Origin of the sequence: Salinivibrio sp. IB282, from assembly GCF_001995685.1 — a bacterium.
GTDB lineage: Bacteria > Pseudomonadota > Gammaproteobacteria > Enterobacterales > Vibrionaceae > Salinivibrio > Salinivibrio kushneri.
Window position 1 is genome coordinate 1 of sequence record NZ_MUET01000031.1, and the last position, 15,814, is coordinate 15,814.

The window sequence follows — 15,814 nt, forward strand, 5'->3', positions numbered from 1 at the left end:
CCCTAGAGCTTCGAGCTCTCTAAAGGGTTGTCGTAGACGACGACGTTGATAGGCAGGGTGTGTAAGCGCTGTGAGGCGTTGAGCTAACCTGTACTAATGGCCCGTGAGGCTTAACCATACAACACCCAAGAGGTTTTGGATTGGACTTAAATAAAGCCGGTTGATTGTGGCGAGAACGAACAGCTTTCTAGATTCGTGTTTTGACTGAAAAGTGAAGACACACCAAATTTTGCTTGGCGACCATAGCGCTTTGGACCCACCTGATTCCATGCCGAACTCAGCAGTGWAACGAAGCAGCGCCGATGGTAGTATGGGGTCTCCCCATGTGAGAGTAGGACATCGCCAGGCTCTCATTGCTTATCTTGTTGATAGCTCGATGATTTTGATATCTGCGATGCTCATGTATTGGCATACACTGCGCGTCTCGATTCAAAATCCTCATCGCATCAAACAAGATAACCTAATTAGAGCTTATTGTTAGGCTTTAGTTAGCAAAAATTTAAGCATCAAAGCAGATATGCGTAAGACTTTGATGAGACAGAATTGGTGCGGAGTGGTAGTTCAGTTGGTTAGAATACCGGCCTGTCACGCCGGGGGTCGCGGGTTCGAGTCCCGTCCACTCCGCCACTACTTAGAAGCCCTAGCTGAAAAGCTGGGGTTTTTTGTTGTTGGTCAGGTTCGCCCTGCGGGCGAATGAGTTCCGCAGGATGGCCTGCCCATTGCCCGCAACCCCGGCCCTCCGCCACTATTTAGAAACCCTGCTAAATTTAGTAGGGTTTTTTGTTATTGGGTCGTTGGGACGATTTGCTTTATAAATAAGCGATTAAACGTCTGAAGAGTAATTGGTGGTGGTAATTTGTCGCGGGATCGCTACAATAGGCACCTATCTACAGGGGTATAGCTCCAATTGGCAGAGCAGCGGATTCCAAATCCGCGTGTTGGGGGTTCGAATCCCTCTACCCCTGCCAAACATCAAAGCATCGACATTGTCGGTGCTTTTTTTGTATGTGAATCATCAAGCTTCTCGTAATCCGATAAGAGATAGATGAGAACATGCAAACGACAAAAAAGGCGTGTTGGGGGCTGGGACGCCAGCCCGGTCGAATCCCTCTACCCCTGCCAAATATTAAAGCATCGACATTGCCGGTGCTTTTTTTGTATGTGAATCATTAAGCTTCTAGCAACTCTGACCCTCTTCCCTTTTTCTCCCTCCTGTTTCTTGTTCACATGTCGCGGTATGATGACTTTTTACCAATCGAAAGGAGCACCCAGTGGTAAGCATATTGTGGGTAGGGCTTGGCGGCGCATTAGGGGCGTCTTCGCGTTTTTTAGTTTCAGAGTGGAGCGTCGCGGTGTTTGGTCGAGGATTCCCGTACGGCACCCTAATGGTTAATGTGCTGGGCTCATTAGCGATGGGGGTCTTTTTAGCGGCGATGAGCCAAGAGCTGATTGCCCCAGTGCCTTGGCGTCAACTGATTGCGATTGGCTTTTTAGGGGCTTTTACCACCTTCTCGACGTTCTCTGTCGATACCTTGATGCTGTTCCAACATGGGGAAACGGTGAAAGCCTTGCTAAATGTTGGTTTGAATCTCGCCTTATGCCTCGGAGCGGCAGCGATGGGGGCTTGGCTGTTGGGACGTATTACCGGGTAATAGAAAACATCGCGTACGTCGCTTGTTGTTGCGGCGGTGATTTCTTATACTGGCGTTGAACTTGTCGGAGTGCCAATTGGCTGAGACCACATAAAGTGGGATCCGTTGAACCTGATCTGGTTAGGACCAGCGAAGGGAACAAGAGATGCATCAGATCACAGACGCAACCCGTCTGCCAGTTTGCTCACATCTCAATTCAGCGTTTTCCGGCAAGCATTAATTCCCATAATGAACACCGGAGTAATGCTATGTCGACCCGTAAACAGGCCCGTCTTGAGGCCAAATCTTTTATCGATTCCCTCTCTGCGCAAACCTACCCCAACTCGGAAAAAGTCTATGTCGAGGGATCGCGACCCGATATTCGCGTCGGGATGCGAGAAATCCACCTTTCTCCGACCTTTGTGGGTGGGAGTAAAGACAATCCGCAGTACGAGGCCAATGAATCCATTCGGGTTTATGACACATCAGGGCCTTATACCGACCCACAGAGTGCTATCGATATTTACCAAGGCTTAGCACCAGTGCGCAAAGCCTGGATTGATGAGCGTGCCGATACAGAGTTTCTTGATGCAGTGAGCTCAGATTATGCGCAGACCCGCCTCAGTGATGAAACCTTGGATGACCTTCGCTTTAAAGCCTTACCATCTATCCGCCGCGCCAAACCTAATCAGTGTGTGACTCAACTGCATTACGCACGCCAAGGCATTATCACCCCAGAGATGGAATTTATCGCGATCCGGGAAAATATGGGTCGCCAGCAGTATCGTGAAGAGCAACTAAACCGCCAGCACCCAGGGGAAAGCTTTGGCGCGCATTTACCCTCAAACATTACTCCTGAATTTGTGCGCCAAGAAGTTGCTGAAGGGCGTGCGATTATTCCGGCCAACATTAACCACCCAGAAGCGGAGCCGATGATCATTGGGCGTAACTTTCTAGTGAAAGTGAATGCCAATATTGGTAACTCGGCGGTGAGCTCCTCCATTGAAGAAGAAACCGAAAAGTTGGTGTGGGCGACCCGTTGGGGAGCGGATACGGTGATGGATTTATCGACCGGACGCAATATCCACGAAACCCGCGAGTGGATTTTACGTAATAGCCCAGTCCCGATTGGCACTGTGCCTATGTATCAGGCGCTTGAGAAAGTGAACGGCATTGCCGAAGACCTGACTTGGGAAGTGATGCGCGATACCTTGATAGAGCAAGCCGAGCAAGGGGTGGATTACTTTACCATTCACGCTGGAGTGCGTTTGCACTATGTGCCCATGACCGCCAATCGCGTGACTGGGATTGTCTCGCGTGGTGGGTCGATTATCGCCAAATGGTGCTTGGCGCATCATCAAGAAAGCTTCCTCTATACCCATTTTCGCGAAATCTGCGAAATTTGTGCCGCCTATGATGTATCGCTGTCACTAGGCGATGGGTTGCGTCCCGGCTCAGTGGCTGACGCGAACGACGAAGCGCAATTCAGTGAGCTACGTACCCTGGGCGAGCTCACCAAGGTGGCATGGGAATATGATGTGCAGGTGATGATTGAAGGCCCTGGCCACGTGCCCATGCATATGATCAAAGAGAACATGGACGAGCAGCTCACCCATTGCCATGAAGCGCCTTTCTATACCTTAGGCCCGCTGACTACCGATATCGCGCCGGGTTACGACCACATTACCTCCGGGATTGGTGCGGCGATGATTGGCTGGTTTGGGTGTGCGATGCTTTGCTATGTCACGCCCAAAGAACATCTGGGTCTGCCCAACAAAGAGGATGTTAAAACTGGGCTTATCACCTACAAGTTGTGCGCGCACGCCGCCGACTTAGCTAAAGGACATCCGGGCGCGCAGGTGCGAGATAACGCCATTTCCAAAGCGCGCTTTGAATTCCGCTGGGAAGATCAGTTCAACCTTGCTTTAGATCCGGTGACGGCACGTGCCTATCACGACGAAACGCTCCCTCAAGAGTCGGGCAAGGTCGCACACTTTTGCTCTATGTGTGGGCCAAAATTCTGCTCCATGAAAATCAGCCAAGAAGTCCGAGATTATGCCAAAGAAAATGGCTATGCCGCCGCGGGCGAAGCGATTGATGTCACTATGCTGGAAGACCCGTTAGCAGGCATGCAACAAAAATCGCAAGAATTCCGAGAAAAGGGCAGTGAGCTCTACCTGCAAAAATCTCATCATTCGTCACCACAAGGCGCTGAGGTAAGCGACAGCGATAAGGTGGAGTCATGAGCCTGACCCCGTTTGCATCTATGTCTGAAGGTATAGGCCCATTATATCCGGTGGTAGACGACGTGGATTTGCTCGAACGCTTGCTTTGCTTGGGGGTGAAAACCGTGCAACTGCGTGTGAAGCAGCCGGGACATCCTCAATTGGCGGATTGGGTACAGCGTGCGGTGGCGTTGGGCCGCGCGCACCATGCGCAGGTGTTTATCAACGATCACTGGCAGCTCGCGCTTGAGGCTGGCGCCTATGGCGTTCATCTGGGACAGCAAGACTTACAAGAGGCGGATCTTGACCGGCTCGCACGACAAGGCGTGCGCCTTGGCGTATCGACGCGCAGTCCAGAGCAGCTCGCTGCAGCGATTGCGCTCTCGCCCAGTTATCTTGCCATCGGCCATATTTTTCCCACTACCACCAAACAGCTCGCCGAGCCGCCGCAAGGCATTTCTGCGTTAGCGCAGCAGGTGGCGACTGTGGATTGCCGCTTCCCGACGGTGGCGATTGGCGGTATTGATCTCAACCGAGCCCCTGACGTTTGGCGCACTGGCGTGGACGCCATTGCGGTGGTCCGTGCCGTGACGCAAGCGCCTGATTTAGCGGCGCGCATTGACGCATTTGACCGCTGTCTTAATCCATCAAGACAACAAGGAGGGCGTGATGCTATCGGACAGTGAATACCTGCGTTATAGCCGGCAAATCATGCTGCCAGAAGTTGGAGAGTGCGGGCAGCAGGCACTGAGCAAGGCGCGCGTGTTGATCGTCGGTGCCGGTGGGCTTGGAACCACCGCGGGCCTCTATCTTGCAGGCGCTGGCGTGGGTCAGTTAGCGATTGCTGACTCGGACCACATTGAGCTATCTAACTTGGCGCGTCAGGTGGCGTATCGGGAGGCGCAAATCGGCACCGATAAAGCCGCAGCGCTAGCCGCTAACTTGGTCGCGCTGAATCCACATTGCCAGTGCCGAGCCATCAATGCCTATCTCGAGGGTGAACGTCTGGCGCTTGAAGTGGCGATGGCGGATGTGGTTCTCGATTGCAGTGATAATCTCGCCACTCGCCATGCGGTTAACCAAGCCTGTGTAGAGGCTGGCACGCCGTTGGTGAGCGCGGCCGCGATTGGCTGGCAAGGCCAGTTATTGGTTTATCAACCGCATAGCGCATGTTATGCGTGCGCCTTTGCGGACGTGACGCCCTCTGAACCCACAAGCTGCGCTGAAGCTGGGGTAATGGGACCTGTGGTCGGCATGATGGCCACTGCGCAAGCGCTTGAAGGGATAAAATTATTATTAGGGCAGGCGGTCGGTACCAATCGCTTGTCACGACTGGATGGACAAACCATGACATGGCAGCACTTTTCGCTGCCTGTTCATCCGCACTGTGCGGTTTGTCAGCCAACGCGGGAGGTAAGTGATGCAGTTAATCATTAATGACGCACCCACAGAGGTCAATGCCACGACCGTCACGCAATTGATTGAGGAGATGAAGGTGCCGGCCGAATCAGTCGCGGTCGCGCTAAATCAGACCATTATTGCGCGCGATGCTTGGTCATCCACGTCACTTGCCGCTGGCGATAGCTTGGCGGTCTTTCAAGCGATTGCCGGAGGATAATTATGTTAACCATTGCGGATACGACGTTTTCATCTCGGCTGTTAACCGGCACGGGCAAGTTTGCCAGTCGCAAGATCATGGCCGAATCACTGGAGGCCAGTGGTACTGAGCTGGTCACCATGGCGCTAAGGCGAGTCGATGTGCATGCCACACAAGACGATATTTTAACCCCGCTGCGTGAACTAGGTGTGCGCCTGCTGCCCAATACCTCGGGGGCGAAAAATGCGCAAGAAGCGGTCTTTGCCGCGCGTCTTGCCCGAGAAGCATTGGGAACGCATTGGGTGAAGCTGGAAATTCACCCCGACCCCAAGTATCTGATGCCTGATCCGATTGAAACCCTTCAAGCGGCGAAAACCCTTGTAGATGAKGGGTTTGTGGTGCTGCCATATTGTCATGCCGATCCTGTGCTGTGTAAGCGTTTGGAAGAGGTGGGATGCGCGGCGGTGATGCCCCTTGGCTCACCGATTGGATCCAACCAAGGGCTGGCTTCAATGGCGTTTCTCGATATCATTATCGAGCAAGCTCGTGTGCCGGTGATCATTGATGCCGGCATTGGCGCACCGTCAGAGGCGGCGTTAGCGATGGAGCGCGGTGCCGATGCAGTATTGGTCAACACCGCGATTGCCACGGCCGGCGATCCGATTGCCATGGGCACGGCGTTTAAACAAGCGGTTGAGGCAGGACGCTGCGCGTATCAAGCTGGACTGGCGGGCACACGCAATCACGCCCACGCTTCTAGCCCCTTAACCGCGTTTCTTGACGCTAAGGAGGCGTGATGAGTTTTTCAAAGCGGTGGGCAGCACTCGATTGGGATCATCATCGTCTTTCGATTTACAGCAAAACGCGCCAAGATGTCGAGCGGGCGCTGGCCAAGTCCTCGCGTAATTTGGACGATTTCGCCGCCCTGATCAGCCCAGCGGCTGAAGTCTACCTTGAGGCCATGGCTCAGCAATCTGCGGCGCTGACGCGGCAGCGGTTTGGCTACACCATGGGGTTTTATATTCCGCTGTATCTCTCCAATTTGTGCGCTAACGTGTGTACTTATTGCGGTTTTTCGATGGAAAACCGAATCAAACGGCGCACGCTGGATGAAGCCGAGATCGCCGCCGAGTGTGAAGCGATCAAAAAAATGGGCTTTGACAGTGTGCTTTTGGTGACCGGTGAGCATGAAACCAAGGTAGGGCTCGAGTATTTTCTCTGCGCCTTACCGGTGGTGAAGCGATACTTTCATCATGTAGCGATGGAGGTGCAGCCGCTAGATACCGACGCGTATCGCGCCTTGGTGGCAAAGGGGGTGGATGCGGTGATGGTGTACCAAGAAACCTACCACGCGCCAACCTATGGGGAACACCACAAGCGCGGGAATAAAACCGACTTTCACTACCGGCTGCAAACCCCAGATAGGTTGGCACAAGCAGGGGTCGATAAGATCGGCCTTGGCGCATTAATTGGTCTTGAGGACTGGCGCGCCGACAGCTTTTTTACCGCCCAGCATCTCGATTATTTGGAAAAGCAATACTGGCAAAGCCGCTATTCGTTGTCCTTTCCACGCTTACGTCCTTGCGCGGGCGCCTTACAGCCGAAATCGGTGATGACGGACAAGCAGCTGGTTCAGCTGATTTGTGCCTATCGGTTGTGGAATCCGCAAGTGGAGCTGTCGCTATCGACACGGGAGTCACCGCACTTTCGTGACAATGTGTTGCCGCTTGGTGTCACGAGCTTATCCGCGGCGTCAAAAACCCAACCGGGCGGTTATGCCAACCCTGAGCCACAATTGGAGCAGTTTGCCATCAGTGATGAACGTAGCGCGGCAGAGGTGGCCGCCAGCGTTCGTGCGCTCGGCTTCGAAGTGGTGTGGAAAGATTGGGACAACATCTACGATATCGCGCGTCAGGCGCAAATGGCTTCACAAACGGCAGCGGGTTAGCGACAATGCGGGCATGAAACGTATTACTGTATATGTGGGCCCGCGCTGTCCTCACTGTGAGGCGGCCAAAGCTTACTTGGATAAAAAAGGGCTGCGTTATCGTGTCGTCGATACGGCCACGCCCAAAGGCAAGAAGCTGCTGGCGGCAACAGGCTCGCGGGGTGTCCCGGTGATTTGTATTGGCGATACCACCTTGCGCGGCTTTTCGCCCAAAGCGGTCGAGAAAGCCCTGAAAGGGGAATAAAAAAAGCGTCCAATCGGACGCTTTTTGTTTTTTTATACTTAGTGAAGAGGCGACTTAACGGCTTAGCGGCGCGGTCGCTTGTTTTAACCAAGCTTGGTCTTGCTCATCTAAAGATGGGCTAACTTCATCCCACACGGTTTGATGATAGCGATTCCACCACTGGATTTCCGCCTCGCTGAGCAAGCTCACATCGACCAAACGACGATCGATCGGTGCACGCGTGAGTGAGGCAAACCCGAGCATCGTCATGTCGCCCTCGGTGGGCTTTTCTTCAATCAACTCGAGGTTTTCAATCCGGATCCCAAACGCCTCGGCGCGATAGTAGCCCGGCTCGTTTGACACCACCATGCCCGGCAATAGCGCGACGCTATTGGGCGCTTTGGAAATGCGCTGCGGACCCTCGTGTACGTCCAAGAAATGCCCGACACCGTGACCGGTGCCATGGTCAAAATCATAGCCGTGTTGCCACAAATACTGGCGTGCTAAGGCATCAAGCTGGCTGCCTGAGGTACCTTTCGGGAACCGCGCGGTGGCCAGCGCAATATGTCCTTTCAGCACCAGCGTGAAGGCCTTTTTGATCTCAGCGCTGCATTCGCCCACCGGCACGGTACGGGTAATGTCCGTGGTGCCGTCATAGTATTGGCCGCCTGAGTCGACCAAGTAGACGTTGTTGCTCTCAATCACGCTCGGTTTGGGCTGATTATTGTGGTTATAGTGACACATGGCGGCATTGCCACCGGCGGCGGAAATGGTATCAAAGCTTAAGTCGACCAGTTGATCGTCTTGTTGGCGGAATTGATACAGGGTGTCTGCGAGCACGGCTTCATCAGGGCGTTCACCGGCGTCGACTTGACGGTCAAACCAGGCCAAAAAGCGGGTCACGGCAACACCATCGCGCACGTGACAGGCACGCATACCGGCGATTTCTTGCGGGTTCTTGGCTGCCTTTTCAAGCGCACACGGGTCTTGCGCTTCCACCACGGTGACTTGCGCTTGTTGGAGGGTGTCCAGTGTCCAGGCATTGGCACCGTTTGGGTCGACCAATACACGTTGACCCGTCAGCGCTTGCAGGGCATCAACCATGCTATCTGGATGCGCGACGCTCACGCCTTCGCCCAAGTGTGCATCAAAGCCTTCGGGGAGACGGTCAGGGTCGATAAACACGGTGACGTCACCGGATTGCTTGATAATCGCTTGGGTCAGCACCACGGGTAAACGTGGGATGTCGCGACCACGGATATTGAGTAACCAACAGACGGCATCGGGTTGAGTGAGTACCGCGGCATCAAGATTCTGATCAGCCAGCTGCTGGCCAATGGTTTGCCGCTTATCCAAGCTGGCGCGGCCGGTTTTCTCTTCACCCAGTAAAATGGCAGGGCTATTAAGCGGGGCAGGGCGATCGTCCCACAAGCTTTCAATCGGGTTTTGCTCAACACTCACCAGTGTCAAAGCCCCATCCAGCGCACGTTGGGTGCGTTTGTACCAAGCAGCGCTATGCATGCGAGCGTCGATAGCCAGCTTGGCACCCTTGGGTAATTGTTGCTGGGCCCATTGCACCGGTGGCTCATCAATCAGATGGCAGTAGTCAAACAGGCCGGCGGGGACTTGCTTACGGACTTGAACCACATAGCGGCCATCAACAAAAATCGCCGCCTTGTCGCGGGTGATCACCGCGGCCCCTGCGGAGCCGGTAAAGCCGGTTGCCCAATGCAGGCGCTCATTGTGCTCAGGCACGTATTCGCCGAGGTATTCGTCTTCGTGGGGGATGAGTAAGGCGTCATAGTCGTGTTGAGCCAGCCAGTGTCTTAGCTGCTCAATACGCTTGGTAAGGGTCGCGTCCATTATTCTTCCTTCTTTAAATTGGGTGAACTTGCCATGTTCGGCCTCGCGTAAAAACCCGTGGATTAGACCCTAGCGCGATGGGCGATAGGTTGCAATTTTGCTGGGCTAAACTGCTGACAGCGCGAAATAATCAAGGCTTTCAGCCATTGGTGCCCCGGGTCATTTTCTTGATTTTGATGCCAAAACAAGGTGTACGCCATTGGCGGGATTGGCGTCGGTAACGGCCGCACCACCAAATTGAGCGACGCGGCAATATAATGCGCAAACTGGCTTGGTGAGGTAAACACCAGGTCGGTATAGGTACACAGGCTCGCCGCACTGTTGAAATCTGGCACGTACATGGCAATGTCACGCTCAATATTACGCTCTGCCAGTTTATAGTCCAACAGCCAGCGGTCATTCCCGTCACACTTCACCTGTACATGTCGCAGTCCAAGGTAACGCGCTTCATCCCATGGACCCTTGAGCGCGGGGTGATCAGCGCGCATCAACACACACTGGTGATCTTGGCAAAGCTCTTGGTAGCGCACACCCTTGGGCGGCATCATGGTCAGCATGGCATCGGCGGGATTTAAATCTTTACCGGTAATGCCAAAGTCGATATTGCCGCGGGCGAGACCATCAAAGGTGGTTTGATCCCAAGCGGCGGTATTAAGGGTGATAGCTGGCGCCGCTTCCAGCATATCGCCAATAAACTGTGGCAACAGCAATGGATAGGCGCTCTCGACGAGGGCAAAGCGAAAACAGCGATCGCTTAAGTGCGGCTGAAAGTGGTCGGGCTCGGTCATCGCCGCAACATCATTGAGTAAAGCCCGTAATTTCGCTTGTAAGGCTTGCGCGCGAACCGTGGGTTTGAGCCCGTGGGCTGCTCGAGTAAAAAGTGGATCGTTAAATTGCGCTCTGAGTCGGGCTAAGTTTTTACTCACTGCCGATTGGCTGAGATGCAGGCGTTTTGCCGTGCCCGTGACATTGCACTCTTCTAAAAGCACATGTAGGCACACCAATAAATTGAGGTCGGTACGTTGCAGTTGGTCCAAATCCATCTTTGGTATTCTCCTTGGGAATAACTGCTTTTACTATAAACCATTATGGTTCATACCCTGAAGCCACTATACTACGTGCTTGTATAGAGGAGTAACCCATGTCACACACTGACTCACCGACTTCAAATCGTTTGTTGGTCGCCTTAATGGTGCTACTGGTGCTGTTTAGCCCGATGGCGATTGATATTTACCTGCCTGCATTACCGTATATGGCAGGTGACTTTAATGTGAGCCCAACCTTGGCGCAAGATACCGTCACTTGGTTTATGTTTAGTTTGGGTTTGGGCCAGCTGTTTGCGGGGCCATTGGCTGACCGCTTTGGTCGTAAGCCTGTCGCGATCATTGGTATTTCGCTATACGGTCTTAGCTCGCTGATGGCGTGGCTCGCCACCTCGATGGATATGATGCTGGTGGCGCGTTTGCTACAAGGTTTTGGTGCGTGTGCCACGTCCGTGTGTGCGTTTGCGGCAGTGCGTGACCGCTTTGGTGCTGAGCGCAGCGGCCATATGATTAGCTATCTCAATGGTGCGATTTGCTTTGTGCCCGCCTTGGCTCCGCTGCTGGGTAGCTGGCTCACGCAAATGTTTGATTGGCGCGCTAACTTCACCTTTATGCTCGGTTATGCGGCATTGGGCTTGGTCTTGGTCAGCGTATTTTTGCCTGAGACGCGCCCGACACATACAGATAACGCTGGGCGCTTATTCAGCTTACGTCGGTATTGGCAGGTGCTACGCGTGCCGACATTTACCTATCACATTATTCTTTGCATGTTGGCGATGGCGGTGATCTTAGCCTATGTCACCTCCGCGCCCGTCTTGCTGATGGATAGGTATGGTATTTCCATGAACAGCTTCACTTTTTGGTTCGGTGCCAACGCGGCATTAAACATTGCCGCCGCGATGTTAGCGCCGCGCTATATGCAAAAATTTGGTAGCCGCCGCGCGCTCAATATTGGCTTGATGATGCTGGTCGGCTCAGGCGGGCTGATGCTGGCACTCAGCCCTATTGCCGCTCCTTGGGCTTTTATGCTACCGATTTTTACCTCGTCATTCGGCTTTGCTTGGGTGTTGGGCGCGTCAGCGGGCGCGGCATTAGCCCCGTTTTCTGATCGTGCCGGCACAGCGGCAGCCTTGTTGGGATTGTTCCAAATGAGTGGCGCAGGTCTGCTGGTTAGCCTGACTCAGCGTTTAGGTTTATCCGCCAGTGATTTAATGACCGTCCATATGTGGTTGCTGCTACCTGGCTTAATTATTTTGTGGTCACCGAAAGGTAAGCAATGGCATGGGAAAGCAGTAAGAGATTAAATAATCAGTAAAAACGACAATTCAGTTGGCAAATATAATAAGACGTGCAAAACGCTGGGGTCTCGACAACCCATCATCCCTTTTCGCTGGCTTCGGCCAGCGTTTTTTTATTTTGCTAAAAACCCTAAATTGAGAGTATATTTACTAAGCAAACCAAATTAATGCTCATTCCTTATCGTTTTATATCCAAAGGTCAGTTACACACTATGTCATTATCGACAATCGAAATGGCGCGCGTCCTTGAGCAACTTGAGGAATCGCCCGAGAAAATCATGTTTGGCAAATTGCTGGCAGAATTAGGCAGTCAAAGTGAAGAGCGTGTACGTAGCGCCGCCCATCAGGTGCCACTGAAATATTTACGCGAACTGGTTTATCAATTTAATCAGGTGATAGATGAGCGCCGATCTGAGCGTATTGAAGAAATCACCCAAGGCTTGGCGCAAGACGGTTTATCTGCCGACGAGCTTTATGAATATGTAATCCAACGCAAGATGGGCTGATCGCCGCCCATCCTCAAATGAATAAACAAGACTAAGCGGCGTGTGGCGCTAGGATCGTTAGGTACTCGCCGCGGGTTGTTTGCTATTTTTGGGTTTGCGTTGCTGAATCAGTAGGCCCACGACAATAAAGCTAAGACCGATCAGGGTGCTGATATGAATCGTCTCGCCAATAATGGTGGCCAGTAACACCAAGGAGATAAAAGGCGAGATAAAAATCAGATTGCTGATCCGTGAGGCATTCTGAGTATATTTCATTGCGCTCAACCACAGCATAAAAGTTATCCCCATTTCAAAAAGCCCCACATAGCTCACCGCGAGCCAGCCTTGCCAGGGGATCCCTGCCCACGACGCTGTCATGCCGGCTAACAGTAATGACACCGGCAGCGACAGCATAAAACTTAACAGAATGCCGAGCACCGGGTCAGCAGGATTTTTAGTATTCAGTACCCAAAAACCTGCCCACAATAGCGTGGAGAGCAACGCAAGCCCAATGCCTAGCGGGCTGTCAAATTGTAGCGAGAGCAATTGGCCTTTGGTTGCTATGACCACCACACCAAAATAGCCCAACACCGCCGCAATCCAATCTTGACGACGAATAGTATGGCCGAGAAACACCGCTGCCATTAAGGTCAAGGTAATGGCCCAGCTGTAGTTCAAGGGTTGTGCCAAGGAGGCGGGAAGAAGATCATAGGCTTTGAAAAGAACCAAATAATAAATTAAGGGATTAATCATTCCGAGCAGGCAATAATAGCCAGGCCGGCGACGAAACGTCGGCCACAGTGCCGATAGTTTGCCTTGCGCGGCGGCAATAGCGGCGAGTACGACGACCGATACCACGCTGGCGGCGGCCAGCATTTGAATCGGGGTCATGTAGCTTAAGGTGATTTTGAACGCGGTCGCGACTGTTGACCACAACAGCACGGCAGATAATCCAAATATCAGTGCTTTACGTTCATTGAGCATACTGCCTCCCTGCAAAGATGCCTTCGATTCCAGGCAGTCTACGGTATTCGTACGCACCGAGATAGACTGGACATCTATCCAGTATCCCATTAGCCTTGCTGACATCAGTGACCGTACAATAGAGAACCCGTTATGCTTGATGGTCTGTCATTATCCACCTTGTCTATCCTGACGTTTTGTTTCGGCGTTATCAGTGCCTCAGGGCTGAGCTATTGGCTGCATCGACGCGTAGTCACCCAATATCAACAGTGGTTTGACACGCAATATGCCCAACAGCAGGCGACCGCTGACATGCAACAACAACAGCTTCGTCAGCAACTGGAACAACAACAACAAGAGTTGGATAGCTTGGATGTTGAACGCGATCGTCTAACGCAAGAGCTACGCCAGTATTACGGCAAATTAACTTCTGCCAGTGAGAAGCTACGTCAACTGGAGCAATTACGCCAAGACAATCAAGCGCTGTCAGACAAACTGGATGCGGTACGTGAGGATAAATCAGAACTGTTAGCTGAGCTTCGTGAAGTCAAAGCGAGTGCGGAGCAACAACTCAATGCGGCGAAAGAAAAGCACGCGTTATTGGAAAATGCGGAAGAGAGGCTGCGCACCCAATTTGAACAGCTGGCCAACCAGGTATTTGAGCAAAAAGTCCATTCTGTTGATGAGCAGAATAAAATGAGCTTAGAGAGCTTACTGGGGCCGCTGAAGTCGCAGTTGGAAGGGTTTAAAAAGCAAGTGACTGACAGCTTTGGCGAACAAGCGAAAGAGCGTCACACCCTGATTCATGAAATCAAAAACCTCCAGCAACTGAATGCGGATATGACCCGTGAAGCGCACAATCTGACCCAGGCGCTAAAAGGTGACAACAAGCAACAGGGCAACTGGGGCGAAGTGGTGTTGGCGCGTATTTTGGAAGAGTCCGGCTTGCGTGAAGGGCGGGAGTATCAAACCCAAGTGAGCTTTGAGAACGAGCAAGGTAAGCGTTATCAGCCCGATGTGGTGGTGAAATTACCCCAAGAAAAAGACGTGGTAATAGATGCCAAAATGGCCCTCGTCGCCTATGAACGTTACTACAACGCAGAGACCTTGGCTGAGCAAGATGCGGCGCTAAAAGAGCATGTACAAGCCATACGCCAGCATATCCGCGGGCTGGGGCGTAAAGATTATCATCAGCTTCATGGCGTGCGTTCGCTGGATTACGTACTGATGTTTATTCCGGTGGAGCCGGCTTTCCAAGTCGCGGTCGAGGCTGATGCCCGCCTGATCCGTGAGGCGATGGATAATAATATTATGTTGGTCAGTCCTACCACTTTGCTGGTGGCACTGCGTACCATCAATAATTTATGGCGTTATGAATACCAAAACCAAAATGCCAAACAAATCGCAGAGAAAGCGAGCAAGCTCTATGACAAGGTGCGCCTATTTGTTGGTGATATGGAAGCGCTCGGCAATGCACTGGGTAAAGCCAGTGACAGTTATCAAGGGGCGATGAACAAACTCAGCCAAGGCCGCGGTAATATTATTCGCCAAGCGGAAGGGTTTAAAGCGCTGGGGGTGGAGGTGAAACGGGATATCAGCCCGTCGCTCGCCAGTGTCGCTACCGAGCCGGCGGCCGATGAACCTCTCAACCTGACCCAGGCCGAACGGGACGCCAACCAGCAATAATCATAATAAACTTGGCCGCACGCTTGGAGTCGGGATGGGCGATAAAGTAAACTGGAGCCAATATGTTAGGGGAATACAATGACAGATAAAAACGCGCACCAGGATCAAGAGACCATCGACTTTGGCTACCAGCAAGTCAAACGCCAAGAAAAAGAAAGCCTCGTGGCCAATGTGTTTCATTCGGTGGCGGCGAAGTACGATCTGATGAATGATGTGATGTCGATGGGCATTCACCGGATCTGGAAACGCTTTACCATTGATTGCAGTGGTGTTCGTCCTGGGCAAAAAGTGCTCGACTTAGCCGGTGGTACTGGTGACCTTACGGCAAAATTTTCTCGCCTTGTTGGTGAGCGCGGTGAAGTGGTGCTCGCCGACATTAATAACTCAATGCTCAAGGTGGGTCGCGACAAACTGCGCGACAAAGGCATTGTTGGCAATGTCAGTTACGTGCAAGCCAACGCCGAGGCACTGCCTTTCCCTGATGACCACTTCGATTGCATCACTATCGCGTTTGGTCTGCGCAACGTCACCGACAAAGATGCTGCTTTGCGCTCAATGTTTCGTGTCCTCAAGCCTGGAGGGCGTTTGCTGGTGCTGGAGTTTTCCAAACCGGTTGCCGAGCCGTTATCAAAAGTCTACGACGCCTACTCTTTCCATGTGTTACCGAAAATGGGGCAACTGATTGTTAACGACCCAGACAGCTACCGTTATTTGGCCGAATCGATTCGCATGCACCCTGATCAAGAAACCTTAAAAGGAATGATGGAGCAAGCCGGTTTTGAACAAGCCAGCTACTACAATCTCACGGGTGGCATTGTAGCGCTGCACCGTGGATATAAATTCTAAGGAGCC

15 protein-coding genes, 2 tRNA genes, 2 rRNA genes and 1 riboswitch are annotated in these 15,814 nt (G+C 52.6%); of the genes, 16 read left to right on the forward strand and 3 right to left on the reverse strand.

The features are described 5' to 3' along the window. The 12 genes from BZG14_RS08130 to BZG14_RS08185 all read left to right on the forward strand — a co-directional run. A 23S ribosomal RNA gene (locus BZG14_RS08130) occupies nucleotides 1–118 on the forward strand; the annotation flags it as partial. Nucleotides 119–232: 114 nt separating this feature from the next. Then, a 5S ribosomal RNA gene (gene rrf / locus BZG14_RS08135) occupies nucleotides 233–348 on the forward strand. A 202-nt stretch (nucleotides 349–550) separates the two neighbouring features. Beyond that, nucleotides 551–627, forward strand: a tRNA-Asp gene (locus BZG14_RS08140). Nucleotides 628–891: 264 nt separating this feature from the next. Beyond that, nucleotides 892–968, forward strand: a tRNA-Trp gene (locus BZG14_RS08145). A gap of 303 nt (nucleotides 969–1,271) precedes the next feature. After that, nucleotides 1,272–1,652: a fluoride efflux transporter CrcB gene (gene crcB, locus BZG14_RS08150; RefSeq protein ID WP_021022180.1), complete on the forward strand. Its 381-nt coding sequence runs from the start codon at nucleotides 1,272–1,274 to the stop codon at nucleotides 1,650–1,652. A 55-nt stretch (nucleotides 1,653–1,707) separates the two neighbouring features. Beyond that, a riboswitch (TPP riboswitch) is annotated at nucleotides 1,708–1,807 on the forward strand. A gap of 93 nt (nucleotides 1,808–1,900) precedes the next feature. Beyond that, on the forward strand, nucleotides 1,901–3,877 hold the full coding sequence (thiC, locus tag BZG14_RS08155) for a phosphomethylpyrimidine synthase ThiC (protein WP_077608475.1): 1,977 nt from the start codon (nucleotides 1,901–1,903) through the stop codon (nucleotides 3,875–3,877). Next, a complete protein-coding gene (thiE, locus tag BZG14_RS08160; RefSeq protein ID WP_077608476.1) occupies nucleotides 3,874–4,542 on the forward strand; it encodes a thiamine phosphate synthase in 669 nt (222 codons plus the stop codon). The genes thiC and thiE overlap by 4 nt, the downstream gene beginning before the upstream one ends. Further along, nucleotides 4,526–5,293 (forward strand): HesA/MoeB/ThiF family protein, encoded by a 768-nt coding sequence (locus BZG14_RS08165; RefSeq protein WP_077608477.1) that lies wholly within the window; start codon nucleotides 4,526–4,528, stop codon nucleotides 5,291–5,293. The genes thiE and BZG14_RS08165 overlap by 17 nt, the downstream gene beginning before the upstream one ends. After that, the gene (thiS, locus tag BZG14_RS08170) at nucleotides 5,277–5,474 is read left to right on the forward strand and encodes a sulfur carrier protein ThiS (RefSeq protein ID WP_077576409.1); all 198 of its coding nucleotides are present in this window, start codon (nucleotides 5,277–5,279) and stop codon (nucleotides 5,472–5,474) included. Before BZG14_RS08165 ends, thiS begins: the two co-directional genes overlap by 17 nt. Before the next feature lie 2 nt (nucleotides 5,475–5,476). Beyond that, nucleotides 5,477–6,250, forward strand: a complete 774-nt coding sequence (locus BZG14_RS08175; RefSeq protein ID WP_077608478.1) for a thiazole synthase — start codon at nucleotides 5,477–5,479, stop codon at nucleotides 6,248–6,250. Then, entirely contained in the window at nucleotides 6,250–7,401 is a 1,152-nt protein-coding gene (thiH, locus tag BZG14_RS08180; protein ID WP_077608479.1) for a 2-iminoacetate synthase ThiH, read from the forward strand. The genes BZG14_RS08175 and thiH overlap by 1 nt, the downstream gene beginning before the upstream one ends. Before the next feature lie 13 nt (nucleotides 7,402–7,414). Continuing rightward, nucleotides 7,415–7,645, forward strand: a complete 231-nt coding sequence (locus tag BZG14_RS08185; RefSeq protein ID WP_069361819.1) for a glutaredoxin family protein — start codon at nucleotides 7,415–7,417, stop codon at nucleotides 7,643–7,645. A 54-nt stretch (nucleotides 7,646–7,699) separates the two neighbouring features. Here the strand turns inward: BZG14_RS08185 and BZG14_RS08190 are convergent, their stop codons facing one another. After that, nucleotides 7,700–9,487: an aminopeptidase P family protein gene (locus BZG14_RS08190; protein ID WP_077608480.1), complete on the reverse strand. Its 1,788-nt coding sequence runs from the start codon at nucleotides 9,485–9,487 to the stop codon at nucleotides 7,700–7,702. A 62-nt stretch (nucleotides 9,488–9,549) separates the two neighbouring features. After that, nucleotides 9,550–10,530, reverse strand: coding sequence for a LysR family transcriptional regulator (locus BZG14_RS08195; protein ID WP_069361817.1), 981 nt, complete (start codon nucleotides 10,528–10,530; stop codon nucleotides 9,550–9,552). Nucleotides 10,531–10,628: 98 nt separating this feature from the next. On the opposite strand from BZG14_RS08195, the gene BZG14_RS08200 reads away from it, so the two are divergent. Continuing rightward, nucleotides 10,629–11,834: a multidrug effflux MFS transporter gene (locus BZG14_RS08200; RefSeq protein ID WP_077523461.1), complete on the forward strand. Its 1,206-nt coding sequence runs from the start codon at nucleotides 10,629–10,631 to the stop codon at nucleotides 11,832–11,834. Nucleotides 11,835–12,040: 206 nt separating this feature from the next. Next, nucleotides 12,041–12,334, forward strand: coding sequence for an H-NS-like global regulator TsrA (tsrA, locus tag BZG14_RS08205; protein ID WP_069361829.1), 294 nt, complete (start codon nucleotides 12,041–12,043; stop codon nucleotides 12,332–12,334). A gap of 57 nt (nucleotides 12,335–12,391) precedes the next feature. On the opposite strand, the gene BZG14_RS08210 is transcribed toward tsrA, so the two are convergent. Then, entirely contained in the window at nucleotides 12,392–13,297 is a 906-nt protein-coding gene (locus BZG14_RS08210) for a DMT family transporter (protein WP_077608481.1), read from the reverse strand. A gap of 132 nt (nucleotides 13,298–13,429) precedes the next feature. Between BZG14_RS08210 and rmuC the strand changes: the two genes are divergently transcribed. Together rmuC and ubiE are read left to right on the forward strand one after the other, a co-directional pair. Beyond that, the gene (rmuC, locus tag BZG14_RS08215; protein WP_077456864.1) at nucleotides 13,430–14,962 is read left to right on the forward strand and encodes a DNA recombination protein RmuC; all 1,533 of its coding nucleotides are present in this window, start codon (nucleotides 13,430–13,432) and stop codon (nucleotides 14,960–14,962) included. A 78-nt stretch (nucleotides 14,963–15,040) separates the two neighbouring features. Next, nucleotides 15,041–15,808 carry a bifunctional demethylmenaquinone methyltransferase/2-methoxy-6-polyprenyl-1,4-benzoquinol methylase UbiE gene (gene ubiE / locus BZG14_RS08220; RefSeq protein WP_069361813.1) on the forward strand — a complete coding sequence of 256 codons (768 nt, stop codon included), beginning with the start codon at nucleotides 15,041–15,043 and terminating at the stop codon, nucleotides 15,806–15,808. Nucleotides 15,809–15,814 lie beyond the last annotated feature (6 nt).